The organism is Bacteroides sp. D2, assembly GCF_025147085.1.
Taxonomy (GTDB): Bacteria; Bacteroidota; Bacteroidia; order Bacteroidales; family Bacteroidaceae; genus Bacteroides.
On sequence record NZ_CP102261.1, the window covers coordinates 1,352,696 to 1,373,953 of the forward strand.

Consider the following 21,258-nt stretch of genomic DNA (forward strand, 5'->3'; position numbering starts at 1 on the left):
CAAGACAACACTATACCCGAATTTGGTGCAAAGAAACAAATAAAAAGTGATGTAATGGGCTTTCGTTAAGGACTTTTAATAGAAGAGTTGCCCCGATACAAGATGAGAGTAGTTTTGACAGCTCATATCGGAACAAGATATCTTTTTGAAGAAAGATTAAAAAGTCAGATTAACGGAAAAGCCCATGTTTCTGTAGCTGGGTTGACGGAAGTTGTCTATGCCCTGCCCCCAGGTTCCGGTGCTTGCCGTAGATTCCGGATCAAATGGAGCTTTATTGTACAACATAAGCAAGTTACGTCCTACTAATACCACCTATACATCTTGTATGCACTTCACCCATCAACTATTATGTGTATTGTTCGGAACGTTGCTCCTTTGGCATCATAATAAAGAATATAAAATACCCTGATACAAATTGGTTGTTTTCTAATCAACTTATACCAGGGTAAAACACGAGAATGGTAAGAAATATTAATCCTCCTCTATGATTCTTACTGTACCATCATCTCTATCAAAGGCATTGATGTATATCAATTCCAGATGTGTTATATGCTCAAAGCCATCAAGAACTAGATCCTCATCAAGTCTATCTAACTCATTGCCTTCAATTAGATCATAAGTTGTCTCATTTTTCTCTCTCAAATAAGTTAAATAATGAATCATATCATCAATACCTTCATTGTCGAGATACACTCTACTTTCCATTCCACTTGTTATTACGCTAATCATAATATTAATAGTTTACAAATAATTTTTTCTTTTCAATATTCTTAGGCTTAGGTTTTGGATAGTTCACATCAATATGAGGCGGCTCTATCATTTTCTTTCTACCAATTCTTGTAGGACCTCCTTCATCCAAATTATAAGAATATCCAGATTTATTATTAGAATAAGTTTTATTAAGTCCTGTTTCACGATCAACAACAACTACTTTCAGTTTTCCTGCATCTACATGCTTATCCATCGATGTCCTGACCTAGTCAAGTGTCATATTCTTGAATGGATTACCTAACCCTTTCACCTTTTCTACACCCGAACTCGCTTTTCCTAACGTTCCGGTAACTTTTCCTACCCCTGCTCCTGTTGTTACGGCATCAAATGCGATATCTCCCCACTGATTCCCAATAACCTCTGCGAATATAAAATACCCTGATACAAATTACCCATTTTCTAAGCAAATTATATCAGGGCAAATTAAACAAACTATTAAATATAGGGTAAATTTAACGTTACTAAAATAGGCTCAATTTGATTATTCGATAACTCCACCCTTTTTAAGATGGATATAACAGCTTCGATATCTTTTTTCTCAACTGCTTTATAAAATTCATCTATTAAGCCACTAACATAAAGACATTCATTGACAGTCATACCTTCATATTTATTCATATTATTATGGTTTTAATACGATAAAATCCGCAATATTTACATGATCTAGATTAATAATAGAGTTAATGTAAATTAGATTTGCTATATATCGCGTATGCGTGTACTTTTGTAGCATAAATTATAACGACCATAAAGACAATATTAAATTTTATATTTATTTTTAGCCTCAAGCTGTGATATATTCTTAAGTGATGGTGGTCCTCCTCCTTCCCAATCTGAATGTGGATATGACAACTCCCAATATCGTCCGTCATTAGGGTCTTGATATAGCCGTTGCCACCCATCATCAGTCATTGCTATTTCTGATAAATAATTAACGATTAAATCTTTAATACGCATAGATACATTATCATCTTTTACATTCCCATTTTCTAATAACCAGGAACCTGCAAATTCAGTTTCATTTGAATATATCATTATTTTACAATTTTAATTATGGCATCTTTAGGTATTTGTTGATTTGGTATAGTAAATTCTCTAGCTCCCCCTAAAGTTCTTCCTTTTCCTACAAATCCAGGATTTGTTCTATTTATTGGAGAAGCAAGACCATTCATCGGAGTTCTAAATTCAATCACCTTAAATCCAGAACTACTTTGAGGTATTGTCAATTTATTAGCTATCTGCATTGCATTTAATCCCTTTATGTCTTTAGCTGCGGTAACAAATACATCAGATTGATTAGGAGCTCCAAGCATAGAAGTTTTTATTCCATCAGGGATGACACGAGCAACCTTTTGAGGTATACTATTAGTTACAAGGGTCTGCCCTTTGTAAAGTCCAGTACCTCTTCCTACTCCTGCACCTACCGCTGTTGTTACGGCATCAAACGCGATATCTCCCCACTGATTCCCAATAACTTCTGCTGAAGTCATGGTACCATTGGCCTTATCATATGCGATGGCTTGTGCCACATCCAGTTGATTAAACGTACTGCCTAACGGACTCATTGGACTTCTTAGCACTTGCTCACCAACACCAAACCCTGCTTCGGTAGGAGTTACGCTCTTTATAGAATTCACTACATTCGTAACGGTTTCCACCGGATGAGTAACGGCATTCCAAAAACTAACAAACGGTTGAGAGAAGCCTTTGCCAAAAGATGCCCAGAAACCCGGAGGAATTTCCGTAACCATCCCTGTTGGATCAATAAACCTCACCGGATTTCCCAGGCAATACGCATACGGAGACCACAAATAATATTTCTCCGCCATCGGATCTACAACATGCCATCTCCCTAACGCCACATCATAATGTCTCGCTCCATAATCATACCAGTCAAGACCACCTTGTCTATCCAGTTCCTTACCGTTGTACTTGTAAGGCTGGACAGATGAAGTCGAAGCAAATGTACCACCAAAAGGATAATAATGATTCACCTCCTCCACACTGCCATTCTGTCCCACAACCACACGATTATTACCCTGGTGATCTTTCAAGTAATAATGATACTTGCCATCAACAAGGGAGATATATCCCAACTCCGTCAACAAAGTAGTGAGCACACCATTTTCATAGATCGCATCGTCAAAGTAATCAGTAGTTGTGGTCTTTCCGGCTATTACGTGCGTTGTTCGGAACATTGTTCCTTTGGCATCATAAAGATAGGAAATAACACCTCCATCCTCAAACTCTATACGGCTGGGTAAATTTAAATAATTATACTGAATTTCAGAAATCTTTTTGTTTAAATCTTGTATTAAATTTCCGTTTGAGTCATAATAGTATTCGACCGGCAGATCTGCTCCATCTTTAAATTCAAAACTATCAGCATGGGCAGAACCTGTTACACTATCAGATACAGCCTTCAATTGATTTCCATTATAACTCATGACAAGGTTATCTATTAAGCCATATTCATCCTCTGATCTCTTTCCGCATCTTTTAATACCAAGGATATTCCCATTTTTATCATACCCGGTTATCTCTTCATTAAAACGATCCTGATTGACATTCAAGCCTTCACCTTCACCATATACAGCACGAAGCAGGCGGCTTCTGCCATCATACATAAATTTATAACCTCTTTTCATACCATCAGCCTCCCATGTCATACTACTAATATTTCCATTATAACAGGGAATCCCCAATCCGTCCACATAATGCAATTGCTCTACAAACCCTGCATTACTATCAATACCGGTCAGCCAGCTACGTATATTATAGGCATTTTCTGTAATTACCGAATCTTTTCCATGAATACGTTCCAGTCTTTTTAGCCTTCCTAACTTGTCATAACCATACAACAGATCAATAGTATCCTTATCTACGACACAATGTCTTTCGTGAATCAGCCTTCCTGCACGATCATAACTATACAATTTATTTAAAACTCCTCCTTCGTATTCCGAGCGGACACTCACAGGCTGCTTGAGAAAATTAAAAAGCGATTTATTTACTTTCTTATTTCCACCCGATGTCGTCTTACGTTCCTGAATCAGATTATGATAATAATCATAATAATAACTGGCATACTGGTATTCTTCCGTTCCCAATATTCGAACGATACTTCCTGTTAGTTGTTCTTTGCAATGAGGTGAACTCTGGCTATTCTCATAGTGTTCCCCGTAATTATTATCAAATACATACCATAGTGAAGACAAAGAATCCGGCAATAAGTTCTGATATTCATAAGTATCATAAAAATAAACCTGTTGTATGTCCAAATAATGATTCTGCAATCCATAAATAGTATATCCATAGCAAGGCAAATCTGTATTTGAAGTAAATTCAGCATAAATATCCTCTGAAGCACAATTCTGAAAATCAGGCGTACCGCGGTAAACACCGGTCAACACAGAGCGCCCCGACAAATCTTCCAAATGAAAAGCCCATTCATTATTTGCCCGTTCTTTTCCATTTTGAGTAAAAATCAATCGGTCGCAACGATCATACACTAATTCTACCCACTCGCAACCAGGCTGTTTTTTCCCAATACAACGGTTACGGGTATCGTACTTATACAAGAAAGCATAATCGGATAAAACAGAAGCACTATCCGTAAGAGAACCTGAACAAAAATTGGCAGAACACATCGGAGGAAGAACAACCCGTAAATTTCCGAATATATCATATATATAGTATGTGTCATCCATTCCTTCATTACCATTTATACTGCGAATCAGTACGATCCTTCCTTCTTTATCCGTAAATTCATACCTTACATGATTGTCTTCATCAACCTCTTTTACGACATATAGTTCCCCGGAAGCATAGGTTCCTGCACAACTAACAAAAAGTCGTGTTCTATCAGTCGGCACGGTATAACGCAAGCACACCAATGAATCGCACAAGTCCAACAAGGTAGTATCTTTGGATACGTTTGTTAAATATCTGCTATTAACCCCTTTTCCCCGATTATGCCATTCCATACCCGGACCATATCGGCTCTCCACTTTCCCTATAGCCGAATTTTCATATAACGTTTTTGTATAAGGCATAACATCGTTTCCATTAGACAAAACAGAACTATTCCTCAACTCTTCCGCTTCGACAAATGCACCACAATTGCCGGGTTCCGATACCCCAGGCAGCCATTCTCTAAATAAACGTCCCATTTTATCATACTCTGTAATTGACAACAAATCCGTATCATCAACACTATGCTTCACTTTGACATTTTCAATGGAACGCCCCAAACCGTCAAAATATTCAACATCATCCCTGAATTCCATTCCATCCGGAGTAGTATAAGTACGCGTATGTATATAATTCTTTGACGAAAGGTTCAATTTCTCACGCACCTTTATAGACACAATATTCGAAGTATATACATCAACCCCGTCATTAGCCATCATTCTGAAATAAGTGGTTTGATACAGCGGACCCGGCTGATATACTGTTCTCAAATCCGGTACATCAAAGACATCTACCCAATGTATCTGGTCATGACTGTATTGCCACCATCTGAACAAATCATCCCTCATCCCGTCATTATCCACCCAAACACCATAAGAAGTTTCACCCGGATTAATAGGTTCCTCCTGTGTAGGTAAAAGCAACAAGAAAACATCATCGGTAAAATTCCAATTCTGTTCAACTTTTACGGTAACTTTATACTTCTGGTAGTTACTCATGTCTATAGAAAAATTGCTATTACGTGAAAATCCACGATACAAAAGTTCAATCTGCCCACTACGGTTATCCCCGAAATTTCTCATAACTTCTATTTTTACAGTAGCAGGATGATCCGTGTTTTCCCATCCGGTATACAGGAAACTACACCAATCAGATGTATTTTCTCCAAGCCATAATTCTGTACAAATAAAATCACCAGGCAGCGAAGGACAATGCTTAGTAAGATCAATATAAGCCTCCCCGCCTCTATTGGTAAAAGACAAAGGTTCTGTGAGCCTTTTCACTCTAATATCCGAAGAATATGCAACCAAGGTACCACTTACAACCTTTCTTCTGATATATACCCCTTCCGCTCTGTATGTATTGAAGTATTGGGATGAAACCAAGCATCCCCCCTCATAGTCAGATTGAGCAAGCCGGGTAATCTCACTCCATTCATTTGAATCAGTATACCGGTATTCCCACGATATAGAATAAGTCCCGTTCCCCCCTGAAGGAGAAACTACGTCTTTAAGTAGAATATCACTCCCAAAATATTGATGATAGCCTATTTTTCCCGCAAATAAAGGAGTGACAGTATTATTTTGTGCCGTTAGACAAGTGCCTGTACCCAACAATATTAATAATATTATGATCCGAAGTTGTTTTATCATAGCTTATAATTGTATTTAAATTCCTGAATTAATTGTTTTCTTCCGTTTCTTTCCAAATAAGATTCTTTAAGGTGACCAAACTGATCATAGCCATATCTAGTAGTAAAGCCATCAGAAGTAGTTATTGAAGTAACCCCGACGTACGGTTTATACAGAAACGTTTTAATAAAGACCGGATGGTTATCTCTAAAAGCCATCCGTAGTTTATTTAGCTCACGCTCTAATTGATATTCTCCATATCCTTGCAGATAGGATAAATCATTATTTTCATGACCTAAAACGCTTTTTACAGAGTCGTATGTCGTCCCTTGTATTTCCGCTATAGGATATTTATAATTATATCCCCATATATAGCAGGTATGATTATTATTTTTATCAACATATTCTAATATATTTCCTTTTTTATCATACGATACATAAGTCATTTCTCTTTTCAGCCCAAGGGGACCATCGTGAGATATATCAACATAAGCAGGTAATAGCAGATTTTGATACAGCCCATATTTTATCTGTTCACGATAAACTTCCTTACCATTATATTCGGTTATAGTTTCAACCGGATAATCGAGCATATTCCTTTCTACCATAAGATTACTTATGGCATCTGTATAGTTATAGGGGTACTTTATATTCTTTATCCTACAATCACCACCACCATTTTGAGAGGTACGAATAACTTTTATCAACTGGTTCTTATCATCATAGACATAACCTTCTTCTGACACAACTGTTCCCCCGTCAAAATATTCACTAACGACTTTCTTACTCAACAAATCCCTTCCGGACATGACCGAGTAAGTCATATATTTGAAAAGAGATGGCCTGGAAAGCTCGATCGTATGAGCAAAATCATACGTATCCTGATAAACAGAAATAACAACTTGCTCCATTTTAATTCCTCCGTCCATAACCAGACCAGCGCTTCTACAATAGGTATAATCTTCCTTTTTAACTAAACGTCCGTCCGAATTAAAGTACCGGCATGATGCAATGTTAGTCTTTATTCCATATTGATATCTGTGTATATAAGATTTCCATCCCCGGTTATTCAGTAAATCAGGGCTCCCTACATATTTCTCATTAGTATTTTCAGGCATCACATCTATATAAAGAGGTTGGGGAAGATTAAAAAGATACGAAATCTTATTTTCACCCTTTTCCTGTTTGTTATATACATGTACTTGCGGATATTCTACGAAAAAATTACTACTAATGTTAGCATCTCCAAAAGCCACCGGAGAATAAATACGTGAGCAAAATGAGACATAATCATAAAGCCCTGGAGATGTTCTATATTGTATTCTGTTCTGTTTCACATCTGCAAAGGTTTCACAACTCAAATGAAAACTAGGAACACCAATTCCATCCTCATTTTCTCCATATTTATACCTTTGCTCATGTAAATTGCCATTATCATCATAAGTTTTAACATTACTCAATCTGATACCGGCCCCCTTCACACGAGCGGAATTCAATAAATACTCATTGGGTTCATATATGAATTCTTGTGACCCACCGGTAGGAAAATATATCTTCTTCAAAGAAAAAAGATGTGCTTTTGTGTTATCCGAATCATTTTTGAAGTTCACATTTGGAATAATCCGGGATAATTTCTTGATGACATCATCGTACAAGCTTGCTCCAGGAACGGGTTTAAAAAACACAAAACTATCATCTACAAATTCACGGCTTATTACAGGCAGATCCACTTTATCCAACGATGTGGAAGAATACAAATAATATCCCCATAAATCAGATGTATAATGCGTATTATCATATTCACCCAATCCTAAGTCAGAAGGTGTATAATATGACAAGTAATATTTTTGGCCATCCATTTCCAGCCTGTCTAAAAAGAAATGCGGTCGTTTGTTCATCCCGGAATATGAGAGGTTGATTTGTTTTATAATATCACCAGACTGTTTATCGACAACGGTTATACTATCTACTGCGTTGGAGTAAATGCCATCTGCCGACGCACGAAAGAAATTCACTTTTATTCCATTCGCCTCAATCCCTGACAATAAGAAAGTTGTATAGTTGGGTAAAGTTATATTAAAGTTCAGCGCAGTGCTTAATTCATATTCTTGTTGTACTCGGACATCTCCTTCATCTTGTACGTACATACGGTAAGCATAAGAATCATTTACAGACAACGTCTTATATTCCGGCTCTGTAATAGAACGGTCCGTATATCCGACATAGTCAAAACGAACCGTATCATTTTTCGCCGTTACAATACTTTTCAGAGCCCATCCTGTAGTTCCCGACGAAATATCCGTTCGATAGGCGTCCTCATGAACATGTTCGCTGGCATTACCACCATAATTATAAGTAATACCATGTCCATCAACAATTTGAAACCCGGTCAGCAATCCTCCTGTTAAGATAGGAGTAATTTGGCAATTTATCTTTTCCAGGATTTCAACCTTATCCAATGTAGACGGATCTGGAAAAACAAAATGACCACTCTCGCTTAATGTACTAAATGTAAAAATATCACATCCCTGGTCCCACGATGCGACAGAGAAATAGGAGACATTACCCATTATTCCAGACGAAAAAGCAGACAGATATTTGTCTACATCGATATGATTATTCAATTTATTTAAATCATCAAATAATGTAGGCACTCTTTTCATTGCTTCATCCGGATAGCCAATAATCGTCCTAGATATTCTGGCGGCAGGGGATAATGTCCAGCCCACTCCGACATCACCAGACGGTTGTTTATATTTGACTCCACAAGTATTATATGAGATATTAATGGGAATATTGAGGCCTTTCACTTCAATATCATATAAATTGATATCAATAGTCTTTTCTCCACGAGCTGAAATATCATTATTGAAATATTTCTCATAAAAATTTTCTATTAACTGACTTTGGGGAGAAGACGGCATCACATCCGGTGACTTAAACTGCTGCGCCATAGCAATTGAGTAACTGAAAGTCACTACAATGAGTAAAAAAATCTTCTGTATATATATTGTTTTCTGCATTTTAATAAATATTTTTATATTTCTAATTATCTATCGTTCAATTAATTATCTAACCATCAAAATTGCAGGACGGCGCGCACGTCCCACAATTCAACTAATTACAGATTCATCGCATTAGCGCCCAAAACGCCAGCCAAAGCCGAAGCCACTGCGATAACCACCTTAAGGATCATATCCCATACTGATTTCTTCATTGCCATCATTTACCTCCTTTCTGTTCTTTAATGTGTTGTGATACTCTGTGTTCTTCCGTGTTTTCTGTTTTGATAGCAAACTCCTCAAGTTCCTTGAATTCCTTTGCCACCTCAAAACACGGGCACGATTTAATCCACTCTTCCGACTCTATCTCACCGTTTCTGTTCAAGTCCGGTGAAAGATCCCGGTGTCCGCATACCCGGCAGCCGGGGAATTTCTCCTGTAGTTGCCCGACGAGTTGCCGGAGCGTGGCCCGCTGCGCCGGAGTCCGGGTATCTGCCGGGCGTTCCCGGCAGTCCAGACCACCCTCATAGCAGATACCTATTGAATGAGCATTGAAACCTTTTGCGTGCGCTCCGACACGTTCGATGGGGCGGGTGAGGTGCACTGTTCCATCCTTGCGGATGTAGTAGTGATAGCCTGTTCCGTTGAATCCCCGACGTCGGTGCAACCGGTCCAAATCTTCCGGAGAGAGCGTACAATCCCCCCGCGTGGCACTGCAGTGCACCACGATTAAATTAATAATTCGCATGTTAGTGGATAATTAGTTTACTAGCCTAGTTAAAAAGTTCCGTTTAGTCAGCCATTCGTGTTTGTGTTGCGTCATACAGACAGGCTATGCTGCCGGATCCGGTGCTTCTCCACTGCCGCCGGAACCACCACCGTCATCGGGTTCACCGCTATTTCCGCCACCCGAAGCCGAAGTATCGGCAAGGTCGAAACGGACGCACTTAGCACCTGTCACCAAAGAACGGGTAGCGGTGGTACGGTCGGGATTCTTGGTATAGTTGGGCAGGAAGCGGACGGTAAGGGAAGCCTGGGCAGCCGATACTTTTTCCGGCAGTTCCACCCCTTTGCCGTTGGACTTCATCACCATACGGAAAGTCCCGAAGCCGTCGAGCGTTACACTTTCCGATGCTTGCAGATGCTGGGCAGCCACTGTCACCAGATTATCGAGCGTATTCTTCACGTCACCGGTGGAGAGAGACGAGTAAGCGGCTATCTCTTTGGCGAGTTGGGTGGTTGACACATTGGCCGTGTATATCACACGGGGATGAAATAATTTCTTTTTGTTCTTGTCTTCCAGAACGGACTGGAAGGGTTTGTACAATACTGGCATAATTGTAATAGTTTTTACGTGTTAATAAATTAGTTTAGTGTTGTCCTTAAGCTTAATAACACTGTAAAGATACGGGTATTATTCAGACTGACCCAATCATTTTTTCAAAGTGCGTTCATAAATTAATTAATTACGCTCAAAAGGTAATGTCCCGGCAATTTGATTTTTCCATTGCTCCCGCGAATGTTGCTGAATCCCTTCCACACAGGGTTCCCGATAGCTCCGAAGTTGCTTTTCAGGATAATAGCGTATTGCTCGGAAGGCGGAATCTTGTAAGAGTGAAGGTTCTCCAGCAATCCCCCGAAGTTACGCTGCGTGCCGTCGGACGGTGGTTGCAGGTTGTCGATGTCGTCCTGTGTCATCGCCTTCCTTCTTTTCAAGATTTTTCCTCCTCCGTTCTCTCCTTGAGGAGAGTCAGAGAGGTGGTTTAATTTGTTTTGGTTTGTTTTAATTTGTTTTTCTTTGTTTTGTGTACCCGATGTCGACATTTCGGCTTCCGATGTTGCAGAATCGGTGGTTGATGTTACAGGATCGGCAGTTGGTGTTACAGCATCGACTGTTTTGTTATCAGTATCATCCGCACAGCTTTTGCTACTTTGAGAAGGGTGATACGATGCAAGCTCCTCCGCTTCCAACAGGCAGTAGTCCGGCTCTATCAACGAACTGCTGCGCCGCTTGGTGATAAAGAGGTACTGCCGTTGGATATCGGCGGAAGTCAGGATGCCGTATTGGCGGAAAAGCCCGGCATCAAACAGGCCACATTCCACGGACAGGGCGATGATACGTTTCACATCATCCATATCCGTGTTGTAAAGGCTGTCCGTCAGTTCATCGTAAAATTCATCACCGGCAGAGATATAATATCCTTTTCCGGCATAGATGTACGACAGTGTTTCTACCAATGTGGCAAAAGCAGCATCACCTTCCCGCTTCATGACACGACGCACCACACGGTCGTGCATGAAACTGGTGCTCATGGGGAAATAATCCAACCCCTGTTTTATTCTTCCCATAGTGCGTGTAGTTTTTCCTTTTCCTGCTTCCGGCGAATACTGTCCGCCACCACCTGACGGGCATGGCGGATAAGGAGCATCCGCAAAGCGTAGTCCTTTACCTCGGTTATTACCGGATAAGAAAGAGGTTTGTTTTCAAATGATATATTTTTATCCTGATTGCGATGTCTGCGCGTGTTTGCCTTACGGCATTCCTTGCAGTAATTATCTGAAGCCCGGGTACGCTGATTCATATAAAAGGCTTCCTGTGGGAGCTTACGCTTGCAACATCCGCAGATGTGTAGAGATTGATTCATAATGGTTTCCATACTGCTTTCCGTTTTTACAATTTTCATATTTAAATATTCGTGTGTATATTAGAGATATATCGCTTGCGCGCAGGACATATAGTTGCTGTATATTGGAGATATATCGGCTGCACATTGGGTATATAGATGCTAGACGCAAGATATATAGATGGTGTAAGCGGGCTCAATATTACTTCCGCCCGTCCGGCACGGCTTCCTTAAAAAGGGGGTGAATGAGGTATTTTGCAACCTTTCGTAAACTTTTTGCGGTTTCTCATGGTTTTTCTATTTAAAATTTATAATTTTGAAACATCTTTGTGATTTCGTTGCTACAAAGATAAAACAGTTTTCACAAAGAAAACAAACGATTTTAAGAATTAACTTTAAAAAAGTAGATAACAAATTATCAATGAGCAATTAACGAGTTTATGAATTTTTACATCAAAAATAAACGATAATAGAATGGACACATTTTTGGATGTTACAGGAATAGTGAAGCGTGCCAAACAGGCGCTAAACTTCAAGAACGACAGCGAATTAGCTGAATATTTAGGCGTCTCACGCGCTACAGTATCCAATTGGGGTGCACGAAATAGCATTGACTTCCGCCTGTTACTCGATAAATTCGGGGACAAGGTGGACTACAATTGGCTATTATTGGGAAAGGGAAATCCGAAACACCAGTCAAGATATTGCGAAAGCGAACTGGTGCAGGGAGAAGTCGAGATTATACACAATCCGAAAACACCCGAACCAATAGACGACCGCAGCGTGACATTATACGATATTACGGCAGCTGCGAACCTGAAAACATTGTTCACCAACAAAAAGCAGTATGCACTGGGAAAGATATTAATTCCGAATATTTCCGTCTGCGACGGAGCAGTCTACGTCAACGGAGACAGCATGTATCCTATATTGAAATCGGGAGACATTATCGGATATAAAGAAATCAGCAGCTTCGATAATGTCATTTACGGGGAAATATATCTGGTGTCGTTTATGATTGACGGAGACGAGTATCTGGCAGTGAAATACGTGAACCGTTCCGATAAGGAGGGATATCTCAAACTAGTGAGCTACAATACACACCACGAACCGATGGACATTCCATTTGCGGTCATCAATGCAATGGCGATTGTGAAGTTCTCCATCAGGAGGCACATGATGATGTGAATCTCATCGTAAAAGAGAGCCAAGAACACGGAAAAAACACAGAGGACACAAAAGACACAGAGATTAAAGAAAATAATACCTCTGCGTTTTTTGCGTCCTCTGCAATGAGAAATATAGTAAGCCGTAAGTAGCACATTAAATGAAATAATCTGCTAATTCGTGCAATATTTGTTCGATCTTAAAATTCTCTTGCGAACTAATTTGAGACGACCTCTTCCCCTTTCAGCGTAGCCGAACTGGCTTCCGTGACACGCACGTTGACAAAATCACCTACACGGTGCGTACCTCTGTCGAACACCACCACACGGTTCTGCTCCGTACGGCCGAACAGCTGGTCGCGCGAACGCTTGGAAACTCCTTCTACAAGCACCTCATACGTTTTACCGATGCAACGCTGGTTGGATTCGGCAGACAGACGGTTCTGCAAAGCGATAATTTCGTTCAGGCGGCGTACTTTCACCTCTTCGGACACATTATCTTCGAGATGCTTCGATGCATACGTTCCCGGACGTTCGGAGTATTTAAACATGAAAGCAGCATCGTATCCACATTCTTCCATCAGCGAAAGTGACAAGGCATGATCCTCTTCCGTTTCAGAATGAAAACCGGAGAAAATATCGGTAGTCAATCCGCAATCGGGGATGATACGTTTGATAGCTGCCACCCGGTCCAGATACCACTCACGGGTATATTTACGGTTCATCAGTTTCAGAATACGCGAACTGCCGCTCTGCACAGGCAGATGGATATGTTTACACACATTGGGGACTTGCGCAATTACTTCCAACGTCTCATCGCTCATGTCTTTCGGATGGGAAGTTGTGAAACGAATACGCACTCCCGGAGCAGCTTCAGCCACTGTTCGGAGCAACATCGGGAAAGTAACCACTTCACCTGTCGGTCTTTCAAAACGGTAAGAGTTGACGTTCTGCCCCAACAAGGTGACTTCCTTATAGCCTTTCGCCACGAGGTCTGCCACTTCATTCAGGATGCTTTCTACGTCACGGCTACGCTCGCGTCCACGAGTATAGGGCACAATGCAATAGGTGCAGAAGTTATTGCAGCCACGCATGATGGATACAAAACCCGAAATATGATTGCCGCAGATACGCGACGGAATCACATCCCGATAAGTCTCGGTAGTGGAAAGTTCCACATTGATTGCTTTTTCACCGGTTTCTACGGCGGCAATCAGGTCGGGCAACGTCAGGTAAGCATCCGGCCCCACAACGAGGTCGACATGATGATTCGTTATCAGATCATCCTTTACCCGTTCGGCCATACAGCCCAATACACCTACAATCAGGTGCTTTTTCTTTTTCTTCAGCGAGTGGAAAAACTCCAGGCGATTCAGAATCTTCTGCTCCGCATTGTCGCGGATAGAACAAGTATTCATAAACACGGCATCGGCTTCCTCCAGCGTTTCGGCTACGGAATAACCCGCCATTTGCATCACCGAGGCAATCACCTCACTGTCGGCTACGTTCATCTGGCAGCCATAGGTTTCGATAAACAACTTTTTGTTGTCATCATTCATTTCAGTTGCGGATTTAAAGTCCGCTCCCGTTAATTCGTTCATACTCAAATCTTAGTTTAAAAATTCGGATGCAAAGATACGGCTTCGCTTTCAATAAGTAGTGAATTGATATCAAAATAACGCAAAAACTTATGATTTGGCAAGCAAATTTGTAATTAATGTTAAGGGAATAAACATTTTTAGGCGATATGCTTGGCAAATTTAAATTTATTTTTCACATTTGTGCAATGAAAGAAACATTAGATTTTTTCATAGTTAAGGTTTAGGTTAAAAAAATTAAGGGGAGCTGTGAAGCTGCCCTTTTTTCATACCCAAATGTTAGTTCAAACCAGATAAAATGCCTACCTTTGGCGGATAACTATTTAGAAGTGAAGCACAATGGAAGATTTTTTGAAATTTCTCTTGATAGCAGGTGTCATTCTTGTGGGAATATTCAAAGAGGTGAATAAAAATAGCAAGTCGAAAAAGGCTCAAAATAAACGCCCTGTTCCCCCAATGTCATCTCCCACAGAAATAGATCCGGATGTTGTTCCTATGCCCGAAGCATGGGGCAGAGGCAAATCGCTCGACGAATTGTTCCCACCCGCATCTTCTTACGAGCCAACCGTAGCCAAACCGGCTGCGAAACCAATATCGAAACCGGTTGCACAACCGGCGTCGAAATCCAAAAAGAAAAAAGAAGAAGTATCCGTCGCTGCATCCTTGGCAAACAGTGCCGCACAGGATGAGCGAAATACCAGGCAAGGCTCTCACTATAACACTCCTCACGAATCACCCAACGAACAAGACTTCACGATTCATTCGGCAGAAGAAGCCCGACGCGCTATTATCTGGGGAGAAATACTTCAACGAAAGTATTAGAAAAGGAGAAATGAAAGCATTGCCAAATGCACTAAATATATCAGAGAAGATTAAATATTACACATTGGTTATAAGAACATTGAGCTAAGAGCATTGAGCAATAACTAACCATAATTTATCAACTGTTTTTTAACACGAAATTTACTATTTTATGTCATTCAATCGTATTTCGGCAGCGGAAGCTGCAAGCCTAATCAAACATGGCTACAACATCGGCCTAAGCGGATTTACTCCCGCCGGAACGGCCAAGGCTGTAACAGCCGAACTCGCAAAAATTGCTGAAGCAGAACATGCGAAAGGAAACCCGTTTCAAGTAGGAATTTTCACAGGCGCATCGACAGGGGAATCCTGTGACGGCGTACTGTCACGTGCCAAAGCCATCCGCTACCGCGCTCCTTATACTACCAACGCCGACTTCCGCAAAGCTGTGAACAACGGAGAGATTGCCTACAACGACATACACCTCTCACAAATGGCACAGGAAGTGCGCTACGGGTTCATGGGCAAAGTGAACGTAGCCATCATCGAAGCCTGCGAAGTGACTCCCGACGGAAAGATTTATCTGACTGCCGCCGGTGGTATTTCGCCGACCATCTGCCGTCTTGCCGACCAGATTATCGTGGAGTTGAACAGCGCACACAGCAAATCCGGTATGGGTATGCACGACGTATACGAACCGCTCGACCCACCTTACCGCCGCGAAATACCGATCTACAAACCGAGTGACCGTATCGGACTGCCTTACGTTCAGGTAGACCCGAAAAAGATTATAGGCGTAGTGGAAACCAACTGGCCGGATGAAGCGCGTTCTTTCGCTGCTGCTGATCCGTTGACCGACAAAATCGGTCAGAATGTTGCCGACTTCCTTGCTGCCGACATGAAACGCGGTATCATCCCGTCTAGTTTCTTGCCTTTGCAATCGGGTGTAGGAAACATCGCCAACGCTGTACTCGGTGCATTGGGACGTGACAAAACGATTCCTGCATTTGAGATGTATACAGAGGTTATCCAGAATTCCGTGATCGGATTGATTCGCGAAGGACGTATCAAATTTGGTAGCGCCTGCTCACTGACTGTTACAAACGACTGTCTGGAAGGCATTTACAACGATATGGATTTCTTCCGCGATAAACTGGTTCTCCGTCCGTCGGAAATTTCCAACAACCCGGAAGTGGTTCGCCGTCTCGGTATCATTTCTATCAATACAGCCATCGAAGTTGACCTGTACGGAAACGTAAACTCAACTCATATCTCCGGAACTAAAATGATGAACGGTATCGGTGGTTCGGGCGACTTTACCCGCAACGCTTACATCTCTATCTTCACTTGTCCGTCTGTGGCAAAAGAAGGTAAGATCAGTGCAATCGTACCGATGGTTTCTCACCTCGACCACAGCGAGCACTCTGTAAACATCGTTATCACCGAGCAAGGTGTTGCCGATCTTCGTGGCAAGAGCCCGAAAGAACGCGCACAAGCCATCATCGAAAACTGTGCACATCCCGACTACAAAGAGCTTCTTTGGGATTACCTCAAACTGGCAGGTAACAGAGCGCAGACTCCGCACGCTATACACGCTGCACTGGGTATGCACGCAGAGTTGGCTAAGAGTGGCGATATGAAGAATACCAATTGGGCTGAATACGCTAAGTAAACAGAATATAGAATTTACAGTATTCGATTCAAAACAAGTATAATTGTATTCTCTGGTAAACAAAATCCAACGATTTTTGCTTATTAGAGAATACAATTATCTTTTTGTAGAAGAATCAATAAGCCCTCCATGGAGAATAGATACCTCCCCTTGACAACATAGAAATTGGATTCAACAACGAGATTCCACTCTTGTTGTTCGGACTGATGCATCAATATTAGCCTATTTCCCGATAATCGCCTCACATACCTTATCCTGAAACGCTCTCGCTTTAGCAGCCGAAAGCACATTCTGGTTCATAATGGCAAATGCCACTTCATGCCCGTTCTTCATCTTCAGATAGCCTGCAAGCGCATTTATTGCCGTAAACGAGCCTGTTTTGGCATGAACATTCCGGAAAGCAGGAGTACCTTTCATCCGGAATTTTAAAGTTCCGTCAACCCCGCCAACAGGAAGTGATTTATATAACATCTGAAACACTTCTGTTTGCGAGTACGCATATTTTAGAAAGTCGACCAGCAGGGCAGGAGAGAGGTAATTATAATTGGACAGTCCGCAACCGTCGGCAATCTTATAGTCTTTCGGGTCATGCCCCAAGCGGCGGATCAGCTTCATTATTTCGACAATACCATCTTCGGCAGCTACTTGCTTCTTTCCCGTAGCCTGCGCTCCCAGGCGACAGAGAAATGCTTCCGCATTGAGGTTATCACTCTCTTTCATCAGTTGGTTCAGCACTTTCTGCACAGAAGTGTTCCAGCAAGCCATACGCTCTACTCTCACACTGTCGCGAGGTAATTCGGCAAAGCCATACGACTGGGGAGTCGTGATTCCTTTCCCACGAAGGCGTTCCAGGAAAGTGTGCATAAAAAAACGGGGAGAATCATAGATGTTGACATCATCTTTTCGAATCGAAGTGACATTGCCCGAAATAAGGAGATTGTTTCCATTCGTCAGCCAGTCTCTTGTGAAAGAGAATTTCCCGGCAGAAGAGGTACGTGTTTTCGTCTGATTCGTCACTGTATAATAGGAAGACAGAGGCTGGCAGGAAACACTTGCCGTATCGCCCTGCACCGTGGATGGAACTACGGAAACCTGTACAGTCCCCTTGCAGAACATCAGCGGAGAGAGATAAGGCTGATAACCCGCAGGTGTATCGTCCCACGCCCATCCGCTGCCCCAATAAAGGGAGTCTTTCATTGAAACGTCACCATAGACCTGCCCGTTAATAACCGAAAAAGGGAAAGTGATTACCTCTTCTATCAATGAATCCATCGACTGGCTGTCAAATTCCGGATCGAATCCGCCTACCACATACAGGTTGCCTTGCAAGGTATCATGCTCTATCACGCCATCGTGCCATACTTCGGTGCGGAAAGGCTCGTTGGCTCCGGGGCGGGAAAGTGCAGTAATAGCCGTCAACAGCTTCATGGTAGAGGCAGGACGTGAAAGTTTCTCCGCACGATAGTTATAAAGTGATTTCTTAGCCGTCAGATCGTAGACGGATATGCCGATTTCGGATGCTTCGGGGAGCATCTTCTTGATAAGCGAATCTATCCGAGAGAAATTCTGTTGTCCCCAAAGTGGCAACAAACAAACTGAAAGGGCGACTAACAAAAGACTTTTTTTCATATAACACTGTTTATAACATCAACAAATGATCGTATCTTACCTCTATCTATTTCAAGTTTTTCTCTACCTGTCCAAGAAGCGAACCGGCGCCATAGCCGGACCATACATCCTGGATTTTTCCATCAGGGGCAATCAATACATAATGAGGGATTCCCCGTACCTGATAATTTAGGGCAAGACCGGTACGTCCTTTACGAAGTTCGTTCCACTGGTTACCGCCCATTCCTTTCGTCTTGATATACTCTTTCCAACGTGCTTTCGGGTCCTCACTAATACTAATCACAGTCATTTTATCCTTGTACAGATCCATCACCTTCTCCATTTCGGGTATCGACTCCACGCAAGGACCACACCCGCTACTCCAGAAATCGAGTAAGATGAATTTTCCTTTGAACTCGGAAATATGACGGAGAGAATCATTCGCATCATATAGGTCTCCATCCACCATCATATCTCCAACTCCTACGGTAGCGGGAGGATAAACATAGGCTGTAATCTCCTGTCCGTCACCTGTTTGTTTATCAGCTTCGGACATTCGGGCATAGAGTTTTTTCACCTCTTCTTCATAAGGCATGATGGTTTTATATTTCATCATGGAAGCAAAAAACAGTAACCTGTCCATCCACACCGGGGAGACGGGAGCTTCTTCCATGTATTCCATTTCCTTTTTCCAGATTTCCTGCTGCAACGGCATTGACAGTTTCCGGATAGAATCTATCTTGGCCCACGCCTGACTTTCAAACTCCCGGTCGCCCGGATGGTCAATGAACATCATCCGTTGCCAGTCATATTCCGCTGCCATGTATTGCATCAATTCTTTCTGTTGGGCCATCGCGCAAGCCGTAAAGCGATTTTCTTCCTGCTGTTCCGGCACATCGCTTACTACTTCCCATGTTTTCACTAGTTTATCCTGCCCCTTGATTTCGATGTATTCCCCCGGTGCGATCCACACCTCCAGCCATGTACCCGGGAAGCCCCGGTTATCAGACATAATCAGCATTTTCCGTGTGGTAGAAACCGTGTCGCGGAAAGAGAACTGCCCATTCATAAGCGTATCTCTCAAGACACAGTTGAGAATATTTCCGTCTTCCTCGTACAGGCCGATCACAATGCTGTCAGGAAGATTGGCCAGTTCGCCCTGAATCAAATATTCATTGGCAGCAACTGACGCTTTACGATTGGATGTACAACGACACATCACCATACAAACTATTGCCAATAAGACCGGAGTGATTATATATTTTCTCATCATATATTTGATTTTATCAGTAAGATACCCGCATCAATGAACGATCGCAGATATCGGAATCCGTTTATAACACTTCCCGGAAAATCTCTCCTACCGTAGGATGCGGGAAAACAATCTTTTTCCATTGCGCTGCCGTCAGTCCGAGTTCAATGGCAGTCCCCGCAAGAGTGATAATCTCCGAAGCGGGATTTCCCAATACGTGAGCGCCAATCACCCGCTGCTGTTCATCCAGCAGTACTTTGCAAACTCCGTTCACGCCTTCATTCTCCGCCACAAAACGGCCGGAGTAAGCCATCGGTAGTTTGATAACCTGATAATCGATTCCTTTCGTTGAAGCCGATTCCTCCGTTTCACCCACTCCGGCAATCTCCGGATTGGTATAGACTACGCCCGGAATAGCCCGGTAACTCATGGTGTCTTCTTTCCCCAAAATGGAATGTACGGCAACTTCTGCCTCACGAACGGCCGTATGGGCGAGCAAAGAGAATCCTGTCAGGTCACCACACACATACACACCCGATACAGAAGTCTGCATCTTTTCATTAACTTTGATAATACCACGCTCTGTTTTCTCCAGATTCAGGTTTTCGAGTCCGAAACCTTTCGTCACAGGACGGCGACCGACACTCATCAACAGCTTTTCTGCTATGACACTACTGTTCCCCTCTGCATTCTCATAAGAGACTACAGCTCCTTCGACCGTTTGCGACAAGCCGATAACTTTCGTACCAAGCAGGAATTTAATACCACGTTTGGCATATTCCGCACGGAGCAAGGCGGAAAGCTCTTTATCCATTCCACCCAGGATTTCGTCCATCATCTCAACCACCGTCACCTGTACTCCCAAACTGTTGAAGAACGATGCGAACTCCATCCCGATCACTCCGCCACCGACAATGACCAGAGAAGCCGGCAATTCCTTACTATCCAAAGCATCCCTATGCGTCCAGTAGTTCACTGCATCCACTCCCGGGATAGGGGGAATAAAGGTTTCCGAGCCTGTACAAAGTATCAGATTCTCTCCTTCGTAAGTCTCTTCTCCGCAGCAAACTGTATTCTTATCAATGATCTGTGCTTCTCCTGATACGATCGTAACATTGTTGGCAGTCAGCTTTGCTTTCACTCCCAGCACCAGTTTACGCACTACCTTACTTTTACGCGCTATTATCTTAGGCAAATCGAAAGAGACTTCCGGGATATTGACTGCATACTTTGACGCATGTTTTGCACTGTCATAAGTCTTTGCCGAATACAACAACGTTTTCGTAGGAATACAGCCTTCATTCAGACAGACACCACCCAGACTATTCTTTTCGATAAGCAATACGCTCAAACCGGCTTTACCGGCAGCTTCGGCAGCCGTATATCCCGCAGGACCGCCACCGATGATAATCACTTGATATTTCATAGTATATAATCAGT

At 42.2% G+C, this 21,258-nt stretch carries 19 protein-coding genes; 3 read left to right on the plus strand and 16 right to left on the minus strand.

Annotated elements, in window-relative coordinates; genetic code table 11:
* Positions 1–156 precede the first annotated feature (156 nt).
* From NQ505_RS04790 to NQ505_RS04845, 12 genes are all read right to left on the minus strand, one after another.
* Positions 157–285 (minus strand): hypothetical protein, encoded by a 129-nt coding sequence (locus NQ505_RS04790; protein ID WP_015531948.1) that lies wholly within the window; start codon positions 283–285, stop codon positions 157–159.
* 186 nt (positions 286–471) lie between these two features.
* Entirely contained in the window at positions 472–729 is a 258-nt protein-coding gene (locus NQ505_RS04795) for a hypothetical protein (RefSeq protein WP_008641562.1), read from the minus strand.
* Between the two features lie 4 nt (positions 730–733).
* Positions 734–964: a hypothetical protein gene (locus tag NQ505_RS04800; protein WP_009001363.1), complete on the minus strand. Its 231-nt coding sequence runs from the start codon at positions 962–964 to the stop codon at positions 734–736.
* Positions 965–1,206: 242 nt separating this feature from the next.
* Positions 1,207–1,389 carry a hypothetical protein gene (locus tag NQ505_RS04805; protein ID WP_009001362.1) on the minus strand — a complete coding sequence of 61 codons (183 nt, stop codon included), beginning with the start codon at positions 1,387–1,389 and terminating at the stop codon, positions 1,207–1,209.
* Positions 1,390–1,530: 141 nt separating this feature from the next.
* The gene (locus NQ505_RS04810) at positions 1,531–1,806 is read right to left on the minus strand and encodes an Imm27 family immunity protein (RefSeq protein WP_008641559.1); all 276 of its coding nucleotides are present in this window, start codon (positions 1,804–1,806) and stop codon (positions 1,531–1,533) included.
* The gene (locus tag NQ505_RS04815) at positions 1,806–6,116 is read right to left on the minus strand and encodes a polymorphic toxin type 10 domain-containing protein (protein WP_009001360.1); all 4,311 of its coding nucleotides are present in this window, start codon (positions 6,114–6,116) and stop codon (positions 1,806–1,808) included. Before NQ505_RS04815 ends, NQ505_RS04810 begins: the two co-directional genes overlap by 1 nt.
* A complete protein-coding gene (locus NQ505_RS04820; protein ID WP_009001359.1) occupies positions 6,113–9,118 on the minus strand; it encodes a hypothetical protein in 3,006 nt (1,001 codons plus the stop codon). Before NQ505_RS04820 ends, NQ505_RS04815 begins: the two co-directional genes overlap by 4 nt.
* A gap of 98 nt (positions 9,119–9,216) precedes the next feature.
* The gene (locus NQ505_RS04825) at positions 9,217–9,312 is read right to left on the minus strand and encodes a smalltalk protein (protein ID WP_005681936.1); all 96 of its coding nucleotides are present in this window, start codon (positions 9,310–9,312) and stop codon (positions 9,217–9,219) included.
* Positions 9,313–9,317: 5 nt separating this feature from the next.
* A complete protein-coding gene (locus tag NQ505_RS04830) occupies positions 9,318–9,845 on the minus strand; it encodes an N-acetylmuramoyl-L-alanine amidase (protein ID WP_009001358.1) in 528 nt (175 codons plus the stop codon).
* An 84-nt stretch (positions 9,846–9,929) separates the two neighbouring features.
* The gene (locus NQ505_RS04835) at positions 9,930–10,433 is read right to left on the minus strand and encodes an HU family DNA-binding protein (RefSeq protein WP_009001357.1); all 504 of its coding nucleotides are present in this window, start codon (positions 10,431–10,433) and stop codon (positions 9,930–9,932) included.
* Between the two features lie 122 nt (positions 10,434–10,555).
* On the minus strand, positions 10,556–11,446 hold the full coding sequence (locus tag NQ505_RS04840; protein WP_009001356.1) for a DUF4373 domain-containing protein: 891 nt from the start codon (positions 11,444–11,446) through the stop codon (positions 10,556–10,558).
* Positions 11,434–11,754: a hypothetical protein gene (locus NQ505_RS04845; RefSeq protein ID WP_008641543.1), complete on the minus strand. Its 321-nt coding sequence runs from the start codon at positions 11,752–11,754 to the stop codon at positions 11,434–11,436. Before NQ505_RS04845 ends, NQ505_RS04840 begins: the two co-directional genes overlap by 13 nt.
* Positions 11,755–12,195: 441 nt before the next feature.
* On the opposite strand from NQ505_RS04845, the gene NQ505_RS04850 reads away from it, so the two are divergent.
* Positions 12,196–12,909 (plus strand): helix-turn-helix domain-containing protein, encoded by a 714-nt coding sequence (locus NQ505_RS04850; protein WP_009001355.1) that lies wholly within the window; start codon positions 12,196–12,198, stop codon positions 12,907–12,909.
* 196 nt (positions 12,910–13,105) lie between these two features.
* Here NQ505_RS04850 and miaB read toward each other — a convergent pair whose 3' ends face one another.
* Positions 13,106–14,488, minus strand: coding sequence for a tRNA (N6-isopentenyl adenosine(37)-C2)-methylthiotransferase MiaB (miaB, locus tag NQ505_RS04855; protein WP_009001354.1), 1,383 nt, complete (start codon positions 14,486–14,488; stop codon positions 13,106–13,108).
* Positions 14,489–14,824: 336 nt separating this feature from the next.
* Between miaB and NQ505_RS04860 the strand changes: the two genes are divergently transcribed.
* Entirely contained in the window at positions 14,825–15,307 is a 483-nt protein-coding gene (locus tag NQ505_RS04860; RefSeq protein WP_009001353.1) for a hypothetical protein, read from the plus strand.
* Positions 15,308–15,458: 151 nt separating this feature from the next.
* On the plus strand, positions 15,459–16,958 hold the full coding sequence (locus NQ505_RS04865) for an acetyl-CoA hydrolase/transferase family protein (RefSeq protein WP_009001352.1): 1,500 nt from the start codon (positions 15,459–15,461) through the stop codon (positions 16,956–16,958).
* A 222-nt stretch (positions 16,959–17,180) separates the two neighbouring features.
* Here NQ505_RS04865 and dacB read toward each other — a convergent pair whose 3' ends face one another.
* From dacB to lpdA, 3 genes are all read right to left on the minus strand, one after another.
* On the minus strand, positions 17,181–18,587 hold the full coding sequence (dacB, locus tag NQ505_RS04870; protein ID WP_009001351.1) for a D-alanyl-D-alanine carboxypeptidase/D-alanyl-D-alanine-endopeptidase: 1,407 nt from the start codon (positions 18,585–18,587) through the stop codon (positions 17,181–17,183).
* Positions 18,588–18,633: 46 nt separating this feature from the next.
* On the minus strand, positions 18,634–19,836 hold the full coding sequence (locus tag NQ505_RS04875) for a TlpA disulfide reductase family protein (protein WP_009001350.1): 1,203 nt from the start codon (positions 19,834–19,836) through the stop codon (positions 18,634–18,636).
* A gap of 64 nt (positions 19,837–19,900) precedes the next feature.
* Positions 19,901–21,244 (minus strand): dihydrolipoyl dehydrogenase, encoded by a 1,344-nt coding sequence (gene lpdA, locus NQ505_RS04880; protein WP_009001349.1) that lies wholly within the window; start codon positions 21,242–21,244, stop codon positions 19,901–19,903.
* Positions 21,245–21,258: the final 14 nt, after the last annotated feature.

Excerpts from the sequence above, each read along its gene's own strand:
- NQ505_RS04825 (WP_005681936.1), bottom strand. The coding sequence starts at position 9,312 with ATGAAGAAATCAGTATGGGATATGATCCTTAAGGTGGTTATCGCAGTG.
- NQ505_RS04800 (WP_009001363.1), bottom strand. The coding sequence starts at position 964 with ATGGATAAGCATGTAGATGCAGGAAAACTGAAAGTAGTTGTTGTTGAT.
- NQ505_RS04840 (WP_009001356.1), bottom strand. The coding sequence starts at position 11,446 with ATGGGAAGAATAAAACAGGGGTTGGATTATTTCCCCATGAGCACCAGT.
- lpdA (WP_009001349.1), bottom strand. The coding sequence starts at position 21,244 with ATGAAATATCAAGTGATTATCATCGGTGGCGGTCCTGCGGGATATACG.
- miaB (WP_009001354.1), bottom strand. The coding sequence starts at position 14,488 with ATGAACGAATTAACGGGAGCGGACTTTAAATCCGCAACTGAAATGAAT.
- dacB (WP_009001351.1), bottom strand. The coding sequence starts at position 18,587 with ATGAAAAAAAGTCTTTTGTTAGTCGCCCTTTCAGTTTGTTTGTTGCCA.
- NQ505_RS04830 (WP_009001358.1), bottom strand. The coding sequence starts at position 9,845 with ATGCGAATTATTAATTTAATCGTGGTGCACTGCAGTGCCACGCGGGGG.
- NQ505_RS04845 (WP_008641543.1), bottom strand. The coding sequence starts at position 11,754 with ATGGAAACCATTATGAATCAATCTCTACACATCTGCGGATGTTGCAAG.
- NQ505_RS04790 (WP_015531948.1), bottom strand. The coding sequence starts at position 285 with ATGTTGTACAATAAAGCTCCATTTGATCCGGAATCTACGGCAAGCACC.
- NQ505_RS04865 (WP_009001352.1), top strand. The coding sequence starts at position 15,459 with ATGTCATTCAATCGTATTTCGGCAGCGGAAGCTGCAAGCCTAATCAAA.
- NQ505_RS04810 (WP_008641559.1), bottom strand. The coding sequence starts at position 1,806 with ATGATATATTCAAATGAAACTGAATTTGCAGGTTCCTGGTTATTAGAA.
- NQ505_RS04860 (WP_009001353.1), top strand. The coding sequence starts at position 14,825 with ATGGAAGATTTTTTGAAATTTCTCTTGATAGCAGGTGTCATTCTTGTG.
- NQ505_RS04875 (WP_009001350.1), bottom strand. The coding sequence starts at position 19,836 with ATGAGAAAATATATAATCACTCCGGTCTTATTGGCAATAGTTTGTATG.
- NQ505_RS04820 (WP_009001359.1), bottom strand. The coding sequence starts at position 9,118 with ATGCAGAAAACAATATATATACAGAAGATTTTTTTACTCATTGTAGTG.
- NQ505_RS04815 (WP_009001360.1), bottom strand. The coding sequence starts at position 6,116 with ATGATAAAACAACTTCGGATCATAATATTATTAATATTGTTGGGTACA.
- NQ505_RS04795 (WP_008641562.1), bottom strand. The coding sequence starts at position 729 with ATGATTAGCGTAATAACAAGTGGAATGGAAAGTAGAGTGTATCTCGAC.
- NQ505_RS04805 (WP_009001362.1), bottom strand. The coding sequence starts at position 1,389 with ATGAATAAATATGAAGGTATGACTGTCAATGAATGTCTTTATGTTAGT.
- NQ505_RS04835 (WP_009001357.1), bottom strand. The coding sequence starts at position 10,433 with ATGCCAGTATTGTACAAACCCTTCCAGTCCGTTCTGGAAGACAAGAAC.
- NQ505_RS04850 (WP_009001355.1), top strand. The coding sequence starts at position 12,196 with ATGGACACATTTTTGGATGTTACAGGAATAGTGAAGCGTGCCAAACAG.